Origin of the sequence: Pseudomonas sp. SB113 (assembly GCF_040754745.1) — a bacterium.
In the GTDB taxonomy this organism is placed as follows: Bacteria; Pseudomonadota; Gammaproteobacteria; order Pseudomonadales; family Pseudomonadaceae; genus Aquipseudomonas; species Aquipseudomonas grimontii.
Genome location: NZ_JBFMHW010000025.1, coordinates 73,281 through 84,543, shown reverse-complemented (window position 1 = coordinate 84,543; position 11,263 = coordinate 73,281). Strand labels below are relative to the sequence as shown.

At 61.9% G+C, this 11,263-nt stretch carries 14 protein-coding genes; 7 read left to right on the top strand and 7 right to left on the bottom strand.

All coding sequences use genetic code 11. The features are described from left to right. The first annotated feature begins 369 nt into the window (after positions 1 to 369). From AB1462_RS25975 to AB1462_RS25960, 4 genes are all read left to right on the top strand, one after another. On the top strand, positions 370 to 2,370 hold the full coding sequence (locus tag AB1462_RS25975) for a ribonucleoside triphosphate reductase (protein ID WP_367248288.1): 2,001 nt from the start codon (positions 370 to 372) through the stop codon (positions 2,368 to 2,370). Positions 2,371 to 2,401: 31 nt separating this feature from the next. Continuing rightward, positions 2,402 to 2,557: an anaerobic ribonucleoside-triphosphate reductase gene (nrdD, locus tag AB1462_RS25970; RefSeq protein ID WP_027607168.1), complete on the top strand. Its 156-nt coding sequence runs from the start codon at positions 2,402 to 2,404 to the stop codon at positions 2,555 to 2,557. Continuing rightward, positions 2,554 to 3,249 (top strand): anaerobic ribonucleoside-triphosphate reductase activating protein, encoded by a 696-nt coding sequence (locus AB1462_RS25965; RefSeq protein WP_090403154.1) that lies wholly within the window; start codon positions 2,554 to 2,556, stop codon positions 3,247 to 3,249. The genes nrdD and AB1462_RS25965 overlap by 4 nt, the downstream gene beginning before the upstream one ends. Positions 3,250 to 3,317: 68 nt before the next feature. Then, positions 3,318 to 4,937 carry a methyl-accepting chemotaxis protein gene (locus AB1462_RS25960; RefSeq protein WP_259194982.1) on the top strand — a complete coding sequence of 540 codons (1,620 nt, stop codon included), beginning with the start codon at positions 3,318 to 3,320 and terminating at the stop codon, positions 4,935 to 4,937. A 320-nt stretch (positions 4,938 to 5,257) separates the two neighbouring features. Here AB1462_RS25960 and AB1462_RS25955 read toward each other — a convergent pair whose 3' ends face one another. Genes AB1462_RS25955 through AB1462_RS25940 form a run of 4 tightly spaced genes read right to left on the bottom strand, consistent with a single transcriptional unit; the run spans position 5,258 to position 8,312 of the window. Continuing rightward, on the bottom strand, positions 5,258 to 6,613 hold the full coding sequence (locus AB1462_RS25955) for a 4Fe-4S binding protein (RefSeq protein WP_367248285.1): 1,356 nt from the start codon (positions 6,611 to 6,613) through the stop codon (positions 5,258 to 5,260). Next, positions 6,610 to 7,449 carry an FTR1 family protein gene (locus tag AB1462_RS25950; protein WP_259194984.1) on the bottom strand — a complete coding sequence of 280 codons (840 nt, stop codon included), beginning with the start codon at positions 7,447 to 7,449 and terminating at the stop codon, positions 6,610 to 6,612. The genes AB1462_RS25955 and AB1462_RS25950 overlap by 4 nt, the downstream gene beginning before the upstream one ends. A gap of 9 nt (positions 7,450 to 7,458) precedes the next feature. Further along, on the bottom strand, positions 7,459 to 7,782 hold the full coding sequence (locus AB1462_RS25945; RefSeq protein WP_090403161.1) for a cupredoxin domain-containing protein: 324 nt from the start codon (positions 7,780 to 7,782) through the stop codon (positions 7,459 to 7,461). After that, the gene (locus AB1462_RS25940; protein ID WP_367248283.1) at positions 7,782 to 8,312 is read right to left on the bottom strand and encodes an iron transporter; all 531 of its coding nucleotides are present in this window, start codon (positions 8,310 to 8,312) and stop codon (positions 7,782 to 7,784) included. The genes AB1462_RS25945 and AB1462_RS25940 overlap by 1 nt, the downstream gene beginning before the upstream one ends. Before the next feature lie 179 nt (positions 8,313 to 8,491). Between AB1462_RS25940 and AB1462_RS25935 the strand changes: the two genes are divergently transcribed. Further along, entirely contained in the window at positions 8,492 to 8,701 is a 210-nt protein-coding gene (locus AB1462_RS25935; protein ID WP_090403165.1) for a DUF3079 domain-containing protein, read from the top strand. On the opposite strand, the gene AB1462_RS25930 is transcribed toward AB1462_RS25935, so the two are convergent. Beyond that, positions 8,690 to 8,968: a hypothetical protein gene (locus tag AB1462_RS25930; RefSeq protein WP_367248282.1), complete on the bottom strand. Its 279-nt coding sequence runs from the start codon at positions 8,966 to 8,968 to the stop codon at positions 8,690 to 8,692. The genes AB1462_RS25935 and AB1462_RS25930 overlap by 12 nt on opposite strands. A gap of 68 nt (positions 8,969 to 9,036) precedes the next feature. Beyond that, positions 9,037 to 9,513, bottom strand: coding sequence for a hemerythrin domain-containing protein (locus tag AB1462_RS25925; protein ID WP_053130277.1), 477 nt, complete (start codon positions 9,511 to 9,513; stop codon positions 9,037 to 9,039). 256 nt (positions 9,514 to 9,769) lie between these two features. Between AB1462_RS25925 and AB1462_RS25920 the strand changes: the two genes are divergently transcribed. Continuing rightward, positions 9,770 to 9,976 carry a PLDc N-terminal domain-containing protein gene (locus AB1462_RS25920; RefSeq protein ID WP_028616597.1) on the top strand — a complete coding sequence of 69 codons (207 nt, stop codon included), beginning with the start codon at positions 9,770 to 9,772 and terminating at the stop codon, positions 9,974 to 9,976. Between the two features lie 61 nt (positions 9,977 to 10,037). On the opposite strand, the gene AB1462_RS25915 is transcribed toward AB1462_RS25920, so the two are convergent. Continuing rightward, the gene (locus tag AB1462_RS25915; RefSeq protein WP_367248280.1) at positions 10,038 to 10,598 is read right to left on the bottom strand and encodes a type 1 glutamine amidotransferase domain-containing protein; all 561 of its coding nucleotides are present in this window, start codon (positions 10,596 to 10,598) and stop codon (positions 10,038 to 10,040) included. Between the two features lie 202 nt (positions 10,599 to 10,800). Here AB1462_RS25915 and AB1462_RS25910 point away from each other — a divergent pair, with 202 nt between their 5' ends. Beyond that, the gene (locus AB1462_RS25910) at positions 10,801 to 11,013 is read left to right on the top strand and encodes a hypothetical protein (RefSeq protein WP_090403172.1); all 213 of its coding nucleotides are present in this window, start codon (positions 10,801 to 10,803) and stop codon (positions 11,011 to 11,013) included. Positions 11,014 to 11,263: the final 250 nt, after the last annotated feature.

Genomic DNA, 11,263 nt, shown 5'->3' with positions numbered 1-11,263 from the left:
GAGCCTTGGCGAGGCTGCGTTGGCGTTGTGTCAGACGCGCCGCAAACGCAGCCTCGCCAAGGCTCGACAGCTGCTACGCAGGGGCTCGGCTCAAGATGTGTAGATACCTATGCTCATCGGGGGCAAGCCCCCTCCCACATTTGGATCTTCATATATCAGATGGACCTCGGTCTGCTTTTGCTCTGGCTTTTGATCTTGATCCTAGGCGAGGTGCCGAGTGTTGGGGCAAGAGCCCTAAATAACGGATATGTACCCAATCAAAAAACCTTGACCCCGATCAAGGGACCCCCACCCCATTCTCCGTAACCTCACTGCATATTGTGTCTGTAAGCCTAAAAACATCTACATGTAGTGCCTGGAGCCCGGAAAATGCAAAACACGCTCACCCCGCTGGTCAGCACCCGCCTACACAAACGCGACGGCAGCCTGGTCCCCTTCAACGCCGAAAAAATCCACCACGCCCTGACCGCTGCCGGCACCGCAACCGGCGAGTACCAAGAGGCCGACGTCGACCTGTTACTGGGCGCCGTCCTGGCCCGCCTGAGGGGCATCGAGCAGCTGGACGTCGAACAAATCCAGGACAGCGTCGAACGCGTGCTGATGGACGCCGGCTACTTCCTCTCAATGCGCGCCTATATCGTCTACCGCGAACAACACGGCCGCCTGCGCCGCGACCGCAAGACCCTGGTGGAAGTCGCCACCTCGATGAACGAATACCTCGACCGCGAAGACTGGCGCGTGCAAGCCAACGCCAACCAGGGCTACTCCCTGGGAGGGCTGGTGTTGAACGTGTCGGGCAAGGTCACCGCCAACTATTGGCTCGACGAGGTCTACAGCCAGCAGATCGGCCGCGCGCACCGCGAGGCGGATTTGCATATCCATGACCTCGACATGCTCGCCGGTTATTGCGCCGGCTGGTCGCTGCGTTCACTGCTGCATGAAGGCCTCAATGGTGTGCCGGGCCGTGTGGAAGCCGGGCCGCCCAAGCACTTGAGCAGCGCCCTGGGGCAGATGGTCAATTTCCTCGGCACCCTGCAAAACGAATGGGCCGGCGCCCAGGCGTTCAGTTCGTTCGATACCTACCTGGCGCCCTATGTGCGCAAGGACCAACTGAGTTACGCCGAGGTGCGCCAGGCGGTGCAGGAGTTCATCTACAACCTCAACGTACCGTCGCGCTGGGGCACCCAGACGCCGTTTACCAACCTGACCTTCGACTGGGTGTGCCCGGAAGACCTGCGCGAGCAGGTACCGGTGATCGGTGGTGAGGAGATGCCGTTTGCCTATGGCGACCTGCAAGCGGAAATGGAGCTGATCAACCGCGCCTATATCGAAGTGATGCAGGCCGGCGATGCCAAGGGCCGGGTGTTTACCTTCCCGATTCCCACCTACAACATCACCCACGATTTTCCTTGGGACAGCGAGAACGCCGACCGCCTGTTCGAGATGACCGCGCGCTACGGCCTGCCGTATTTCCAGAACTTCCTCAATTCCGATATGCAGCCCAACCAGGTGCGCTCGATGTGCTGCCGCCTGCAACTGGACGTGCGTGAGCTGCTCAAGCGCGGCGGTGGGTTGTTCGGTTCGGCGGAGCAGACCGGCAGCCTGGGCGTGGTGACGATCAACTGCGCGCGCCTCGGCTACCTGTTCAAGGGCGACACCTCGGGTTTGTTGCAGCGCCTGGACAGCCTGATGGACATGGCCATGGAAAGCCTGGAGGTCAAGCGCAAGGTGATCCAGCACCATATGGACGCTGGCTTGTACCCGTACACCAAGCGTTACCTCGGCACCTTGCGCAATCACTTCTCCACCATCGGCCTCAATGGCATGCACGAGATGCTGCGCAATTTCACCGGTGACGAGCAGGGCATGCACACTGAAGAGGGCCGCGCGTTTGCCCTCAAGCTGCTCGACCATGTTCGCGCCACCTTGCTGCGTTTCCAGGAAGACACCGGCCACCTCTACAACCTCGAAGCCACCCCGGCCGAAGGCACCACTTATCGCTTCGCCAAGGAAGACCGCAAGCGTTACCCGGACATCCTGCAGGCCGGCAGCGACGTCGCGCCGTACTACACCAACTCGTCGCAACTGCCAGTGGGCTTTACCCAAGACCCCTTCGAAGCCCTGGAGCTGCAAGACGAACTGCAATGCAAATACACCGGCGGCACCGTGTTGCACCTGTACATGGCCGAGCAGATTTCCTCGGCGCAGGCCTGCAAGCAACTGGTGCGCAAGGCGTTGGGGCGGTTCCGCCTGCCGTACCTGACGATCACCCCGACCTTCTCGATCTGCCCGGTGCACGGCTACCTGGCCGGTGAGCATGAGTTCTGTCCCAAGTGCGATGAAATCCTCGCACTTACCGCTGCGCACTGAACCGATCTTCCAACCCGCAAGGAGATTCACCATGCAAACATCCCAGCCACAACGTCAGCGCTGCGAAGTCTGGACCCGGGTGATGGGTTATCACCGGCCGGTGTCGGCGTTCAATCCCGGTAAACAATCCGAGCACAAGGAACGTGTGCATTTCACTGAAACGGCCGCCGTGGCCGGGCGCCAATGAGTCGAGCGCTACGGGTCGGGGGCCTGGTGCCCCTGACCACCCTCGACTACCCCGGCATGCTCGCCTGTGTGCTGTTTTGCCAGGGCTGTGCCTGGCGCTGTCGTTACTGCCACAACCCGGACCTGATCCCACCGCGCGGTAGCGCGGAGGTGGATTGGCGCCGGGTGTTGCTGTTTTTGCAGCGGCGCAAGGACTTGCTCGACGCCGTGGTGTTCAGTGGTGGCGAGCCGACCTTGCAGGAAGGCTTACCGGCAGCCATGGATGAAGTGCGGGCGATGGGTTTTCGCGTTGGCCTGCACAGTGCCGGGATCAAACCGGCAGGGTTTGCCAATGCGTTGCGTCATGCCGATTGGGTCGGCTTTGACGTCAAGGCACTGGCCGAGGATTGCCGGTTGATTACCCAGGTCAAGAACAGCGGTGCCGCCAACTGGCGCAGCCTCGACACTCTGCTGGCCAGCGGCGTGGAATACGAGTGCCGCACCACGGTGCATTGGCATTTGATCGACCCCCCTCGGTTGCTGTTGCTGGCCCAGCGTTTGCAAGCCAACGGCGTGCAACGCTTCGCGGTGCAAATGGTGCGCACGGCCAGCATGCTCGATGCGCAATTGTCGAGTTCACCGGCACAGGCCGCATTGCCGGAGTTATGGGGCCGCTTGCGCGAGTTGTTTCCTGCTTTTGTATTACGAGGGTGATGCGTGCCCTCAGCGGTTTTTTATAGATGCTGTCCATGACGGGCAGGTTTTCATCAGGGACTATCACAATGAAGCAATTAACCACGGCACAACGCATTGTCATCGGCTTCGCGATTGCGCCGTTGGCGCTGGTCGGCTTGGTGTTTTACGCCCTGCATGACCTGGCGACCCTCAAGCAGCAGTCTGAGCAGATCGTGCAGCAGGATTGGCCCCGGATCGCGCCGATCATGGTGATCGCCACCGGAGTGCGCGATAACGGGCGCAACACCCGCGACCTGCTGATCGACCAGGATAACCAGCAGGCCCAGGCCTCCATCGGCACCACGCGCGAACGCATCACCCAGGCGTTCGCCACCCTTGAGCCGCTGCTCGACACCGCCGAGGGCAAGGCCGCCTACGCCACCTTGAAAACCCACCGTGAAGCCTACGTAGCGGCCTTCACCCAGGTGCAGGCGCTGATCAGACAGGGCGCGCGCGAGCAGGGCCTGGCCCAGCTCAAGCAACAGGTGATCCCCGCCGAGCTGGAAGTGTTCAAGAGCCTGGATGCGTTGATGGCCATGCAGGGACGGTTGTTCGCCGAGCGCCAGCAGGCGGCGCAAACCCTGTATGACGAGGCCCGACGCACCATGCTCGGGTTGTTCCTGCTGTGCCTGACCCTGGTGGTGGCGGCGGCGGTGATCGTCACGCGCAGCGTCACCCGACCGCTGGGCGGCGAGCCGGATGAAGTAGCGCGGGTGTTAAGTCATATCGCCCAGGGCGACCTGACCATCGAGGTGCCACTGGGCAACAGTATCGACGGCAGTGTGATGCGCAACCTGCACCAGATGCAGCAGAACCTTAACCAGATGGTCCGGCATATCGCCGCGTCGGTGGACGGCGTGGCCAGTTCGTCGGAAGAGTTGAGCGCGGTCAGCGGCCAGACCAGCAGCAGCCTGCAGTTGCAGGGCCAGGAAATCGAACAGGCCGCCACCGCCGTGAATGAAATGACTGCCGCTGTAGACGAAGTGGCACGCAATGCCGTGAGCACCAGCGAAGCCTCGCGCCTGTCGGAGCAGACCGCCCAGCGTGGACAGGCGCAGGTGCAGGAAACCGTGGCGTCGATCAACACCTTGGCCACCGGTGTGGTGGAAACATCGGAGCGTATCCAGCAACTGGCCGGCCGCGTGCAAGACATCAGCAGCGTGCTCGAAGTGATCCGCAGCATTGCCGACCAGACCAACCTGCTGGCGTTGAACGCGGCCATCGAAGCGGCCCGCGCCGGGGATGCCGGACGCGGGTTTGCGGTGGTCGCCGATGAAGTGCGCGCACTGGCCCATCGCACCCAGACCTCGACCCAGGAGATCGAGCAGATGATCGGCAGTATCCGCCAGGACACCGAACACGCGGTGGCCGCCATGCACAGCAGCAGCGAGCGGGTACAGGCGACCTTGAGCGTGGCGCAACGTTCGGGAGAGGCGCTGGACGAAATCACTCGGTCGATCTCGCAGATCAACGAACGCAATATGATGATTGCCAGCGCTACCGAAGAACAGGCGCTGGTGGCGCGGGAAGTGGATCGCAACCTGGTGGGCATTCGCAACCTGTCGCAGCAGGTGTTGCAGGGCGCGATACACACCGAGACGGCGGGGCATGACCTGGCCGGAATGGCGGGGACGCTGCATCAGACGGTGGCGCGGTTCAAGGTGTAACTTCGCCTGTGGGAGGGGCGGAGCGACGATTCGACTTGCTCCCGATGGCGGTGGGTCAGCGGCAGATGCATTAACTGACACGCCCTCATCGGGGGCAAGCCCCCTCCCACATTTGGATCGGTGTGCATCAGCCAGTTCATCTTCAGGATTGCAATCAGCAAGCATCAGTGGGACACATGCCGAGACGATGGTGCTGCTGCCTGGCACGGTCAAACTGTGGGAGGGGGCTTGCTCCCGATGGCGGTGGGTCAGTGGCAGATGCATCAACTGACACGCCCTCATCGGGGGCTTGCCCCCTCACACATTTGCATTGGTGTGCATCAGCCAGCCCACCCCCAGAACTGCATCCACCAGCCACACCCCACCAGCCCATTACTCAGCAGTACGCACAACCACCCGAGGCAACGGCGCCGGGTTTCCAGCCCCCGGAGCTGTCGCCACCCCAACCACAAGCACCAGCCAATCGCGGCGCTCAGCATCAGTGCGCGCGCCGGTTGGACCCATGCCAACGCCAAGCCCTCATAACGCAACAACTTCACCGTCGTCGCCGACAGCCCCAGGAATAACCCTGCACCAGCCAGGGGCGTGAGCGTGAGCGCCAGGGGCCGAAACAGGGCACGATCTCCCGCCACGCCTGCGGCCAGCCGCAGCAGCAGCCAGCAGCCACCGCCGATCAGCAGTGAGCTGCCACTCAGGTACAGCACGATGCACAGGCCATCGAGCCAGCTGAAGCTGTCGTTGAGTTGCGGGTAATGCGTGAGCAGCCACCAGGGGGCGTTGTCTTGCAACAGCCACATCCAGTTGCGGCTTACCAGCCATTCGGCGAGTGTCTGTTTCAGCGCGATAAACCACGGGCTCAAGGTCCATTGGAACGCGCCCATGGCCAGGCCGATCACGCCAAACAGCAGCAGGCGCGCATCCCACGGCGAGCCGGGTTGATGGGGCGCCTGCAGAATCTCTTGATTGCACGAGCGGGCGATCAGTTGCACTGCGCCGCGTTGCCCGCTGCAACGACCACAGGCGTGGCAGTCGCTGGCGCCTTGCAGGCGGCGGATGTCCAGGAGTGGCGCGCAGTTGGGCAGCGGCAGGCGCGGGGCATTGTTGGCTTTCCAGCGTTGTTCATCCACGGCGAAATGCACTGGCGCCAGGCGGGCGAGCAGGGCGAACACGCCGCTCACCGGGCACAGGTAACGGCACCACACGCGCTTGCCGCGCACGAACAACAGGCCGACCACCACCGCCGCCAATGTCGAGCCGCCCAGGATCAGCAACGCTGCCTGGGCATAGTCGTACACGCTGATCAATTGGCCGTAGAGCGTGGTGAGGCAAAAGCCCAGGGTCGGCCAGCCGCCCCAACGCAGCCAGCGCGGTATGCCGAGGCCACGCCCGTGCTGGCTGGCCCACTCGCTCAGCGAACCCTCCGGGCACAGCACGCCGCACCACAGGCGCCCGAACAGCACCATCGACAGCAACACGAACGGCCACCAGATCCCCCAGAAGATAAATTGCGCCAGCAGCGTCAGGTTGTTCACCATGCGCGCCTGACTATCCGGCAACGGCAGCACGGTGGGCAGCACCAGCAGCACGGCATACGCCAGCACCACCGCCCATTGCATGGCACGGATCAGCCGGGCATGGCGGCGCATGCCATCGCCCAGTTGCTGCAACCAACTCATGCCGCGTGCCGGGAGCGACGCAGGCCGTTGCCCACCCACAGCCAGTAGCCGAGCAGGACTAGCAGGGTGACAAGGCTGGGGGCCGCACGGTAGCCGGCAAAGTCGGCCAGCAGCGCGCCCAGGCCATGGCTGTCACTGAGCAGTGTGCTGCTGTCCCAGCGGCTGTCACCAAAGGCGGCGTAAACCCACTCGGGCATGTCCATGCCCAGCAGTTGCCCGCTGATACGGTCCACGGCCGCGACCAGCAAGGCACCGCCCAGCAGCAACAGCAGCGCCTCGCTGAGGGCGAAGAACAGTGACCAGGAGATAAAGCGCCGACTGCCGCGCAACAACACGACGGTGAGCCCCGCCAATGCCAGGCCGAGCACACCGCCGACGGCGAAAAGGCCCAGCGCCTCATCGTGCAGGCGCGCCCCGGCGCCATACAAAAACACCACGGTTTCACTGCCTTCGCGGCTCACCGCCAGCAACGCCAGTAACAGCACGCCCCAGCCGCCCTGGCGCGCCAGGCGCTCGTCGGCCTCGCGTACCAGGGTGTGTTTGAGCGTGGCCGCGTTGCGGTGCATCCAGAACACCATCTGCACCATCAAGCCGCTGGCCAACAGGGTCAACGCCGCTTGCAGCCACTCGCCCTGGGGGCCGGTCATGGTGTCACCGGCCCAGAGCATCAAACCGGCCAGCCCGGCCGAACACAACAACCCCAGCAGCACCCCGGCCCAGAGGAAACGGGCCAGTTGCGCATGGCCGGCCTGGCGGTTGATCCAGGCTTGCAGAATGCCGATCACCAGCAGGGCCTCGACGCTTTCACGCCAGACAATAAACATCGATTGATTCATCAACGGCTCCTATTCGGCGAGGATGCTGCCTTCGGGCAACTGTGGGTTGAACTCGTCGAAGAACGGGTACAACCCCGGCTTGAGCGGGTGGATCACCACAAAGGTGGTCACCCCCGCAGACAACACCTTCTCGACCCGCAGCGGTGTGCTTTCGAATTCGGCCGGGCCTTGGCCGATGTTCTTGAGCACGATCTTGAAACGCTCATCGGCCTTGACCACCAGTTGCGGCGGGTCGAAATGGCCGTCCCGCAGGCTCAGCTCATAGGTGGGCAACGGCGCCGCCATCGCCGCACCGCTTAGCAGCAGGCCGCCCAGCAACAGGGCGCGGCGCATCAATAACCGCCTTTTTTGCCGATGCCGGCGTAGACGAATTCGTAGTGCACCTCGCAGCGTTCGAACCACGGGGCCACCCCGGTTTCCTTGTCGGTATGACGGCCCAGGGAGTGGTGGCCGGTGGGCGGTAATACGCTGAAGGTGAGGGTGTATTTGCCGGGCCCTTGCAGCTTGACGTTATCGCCGTAGTGCGGCCCGTCGTTGGCGACCATGGCGTGGAAGTCGCCGCTGATGGGGGTGTCGCTGCCCTGTTTCTTCAGGGTGAACGACAGGTTGAGGTAGGGCACGAAACTGCCTTCCTGAAACCCTTGGGCGTTGTCCGCCGTGGCGCGTACATCAGCCTCCAGGTGCACATCCGAATCGGCCGTGGCGCGCATCATCCCGGCGGGGGCCATCTCGATCGGTTGCAGGTACACCGCGCCGATTTCCAGGCCGGGGCAGTGTTGCGGTTCGCCGATGGGGTACTCCTTGGCAAACGCCACGGAGGTGCTCAGCAGCAGGGCAAGGGACAACAAAGAAGGGCTACGCATGGAGGCTTCCTGACGGGTGAGGGGAGAGAACCCGAGTCTAGGAAGGTCAGCAGTAAATAATAATGATTCTTGTCAAGTTTCGAGGATATTTCATCTTGGCCAGGCTTGATGCCGGTCAAGGTCGCACAAGCTTTATGGGGGTAGGTTGCAGTAAGTGTTCGTCGCCAGGGAGTCCACGCATGGCCAAGCCTTTTCCGCTGCACCCCAAGCATCCCGAACGTATTTGTTGGGGCTGCGATCGCTACTGCGCCGCCACCGACCTGGCGTGCGGCAATGGCGCCGACCGCACCATGCACCCGGCCGAGATGATCGGGGATGACTGGTACGAGCATGGCGACTGGGGGTTTGCACCCGAGCCGCCGGTTGCGGATGAACCGTCAGCTGCCTGAGCGGGGTTTTTCCTTGCCGTCTTTAGGGGCGTCAGCCGGCTTGGCGGGTTTGCTCGGCGGTTTGGCGGTGTCCTTGGTTTTTTTGTCGCTGTCGGAAGGGCTGCTGGGGTAGGTCCCCGGTGGCAGGGCGGAACCGGCGGCGCTGTCGCCACTCAAGGCGTTGGAGGCAGGTTCCGGGTTATCGCCAAAGGCGGCGAGGGCGGGGCCGGAGAGCAGGGCTGACAGGCCGACGATAAGCACAATCCGTTGGGACAATCTGGTCTTCATGACGCAATCCCCTATCGTGTGGATGTATCAGGAGCCTGGATGAATTCCCGGCTCCGGTCATGCCTCGATCAAGCCGCCATGGGCTTGCTCGACTGCAACTTTTTATGCGCCGCTTTCATGGCTTCCATTTCAGCGCCCAACTCTTCAAGCAGCGCCTTGCCCAGCAGCTTTTTAGCCTGCGGGAACATCTCGGTTTCCTCTTCTTCGATATGGTGCTCCAGCAATTCCTTGACCACTTTGACGCGGCCGGAAAACTCGGTGGTCGAAGGTTCGGTTTGCTTCAGGTCGGGCAGTACCAGGGAGTCGACGGTGCGATGCTCTTCCTTGGCCTCGTGGTACATGATGTCCTGTTCCTTGCCGCCGGCTTTTCTGAACGCCGGGTAGAGAATTTCTTCTTCCAGCTTGGTGTGCAGACTGATTTCCGCTTCCAGCTTGGCCAGCAACTCAGTGCGTTTTTTCACCCCACGTTCGGTGGACTCACTCAGTTGAGTCAACAGGGCCTTCACGCGTTCGTGGTCGGCTTTGAGCAGGTCAATGGCATTCATGGGTGACACCTCACGGGAATTTCAGGGCGCGTCGATATGCACGCCTCGTCCCGTGCAGGGGTGCATCAGGTGTACCAACTTGAGTGATTTTAAATTGGTCTTTCAATTCAACTGGTTGAAGAAGATTGGAGCAAGTAGCCGTCGTGCAGGTTGCATGGTTGGGCGCAGGGCACGTTGCATTCCACAACCCAGGAAAATTTAAATGAACCCTCGCGGCCGATGCTTGAACTAACGCATACGACCTAGGAGGTGATGCATGGAAATTCAATATATCTGGATCGGGTTGGCGGTGATTCTGCTGTTGTTGGAGTTGTGGGCGATCAATATCGTCCTGCGCAGCACCGGTGGTTGGGAGAGTAAGGGGTTATGGTTGGTGATCCTGATCTTTGTGCCGTTGTTTGGCTTGATTGCCTGGGCGATGTTCGGGCCCAAGCGTGAGATGCCGGAGCAGCGTAAAAGCTGAAGGGCTTAGGGAAATAAAAACAGGCGCCGAGAGGCGCCTGTTTACGTTCAGCAGGGACCGTTCAACCGGCTACAGCCTTGGCAATCGTCTCGTTGAACGCCGGCAAATCATCCGGTGTGCGCGACGTGATCAACGTCCAGCCATTGGCCTGGCACTGCTTGACTTCGGCATCGACCCATCCAGCCGCGCCAGCGTTTTCCAGGTCGATGCGCACGCTTTTGTAGGAGGTCAGGGTCTTGCCCTTGATCACGCCAGCGTCGATCAGCGTCCATGGGCCGTGACAGATCGCCGCGATGGTTTTACCGGCTTCGGTGAAGTCCTTGATCAGGCGCAGCGCCGCCGCATCCTGGCGCAGGGTGTCGGCATTGACGGTACCGCCAGGGATGACCAGGGCGTCAAAGTCGCTGCTCACGACGTCCGACAGTTGCACGTCGGACTCCACTGTTTTGTCTTTCTCGGTGTCGCCGACAAAGGTCTGGGTGGTACCGCCTTTGCTCGAAGCGTGGGTCACCGTGGCGCCGTAGCCGCGCAAGGCGTCCAGGGGCTTGAGCAGCTCGTCGCGCTCGATGCCGGTGTTGGAGGTGATGATCAGAATCTTCTTGCCGTTAAGGTGTGAACTCATGATCGAGTGTCTCCTGAGGGGTGGATTAAAGAAGCGATATGGGAGAGTGGATCGAGTCCGGGCGGCAAAGGTTTAAATTAATTTGCGCTTATTTCGCCGGCGGTTGGCGCGGGCAATTTCCTTGAACTATCCAAATCCACCGGCCTCTGCTGCATAAGTGCCCGCGCTTTTTCGTGGGCCTTCGACCCCTTGGAGAGAGACCATGACTGCCGACAAAACCCCCGCGCCGATCAGCTCTGAAGACGCTCAGAAAGGCACTGAAAAAGCCTCCAAAGGCCAGACCCTGGAACGCCCGAATCCAAAGACCGAAACCGTCGATAAGGTGTTGACGCCCACCTCGATCAAAGACACCGAACGCCAGACCGATGCCATCAACGAGCAGGCTACCAAGGCCGAGCGCAAGCTGGGGCACTGATTGCCAAGCTGAACGCCGAGTACGCCGGCAAGAGCACCTACATCCTTTTTGTGGCAAGCGGGCTTGTTATGGTGAGTGGGCTTTTTGTGGCGAGCGGGCTTGCCCCGCGTTGGGCTGCGAAGCGGCCCTGAAACCTGCCACCGCGTTTAGGCAGGATAGTGGCGGTGACCTTATGTGGGGCCGCTACGCGCCCCAACGCGGGGCAAGCCCGCTCGCCACAATAAACTTGCTGGCCACAACAAGTCTGCCA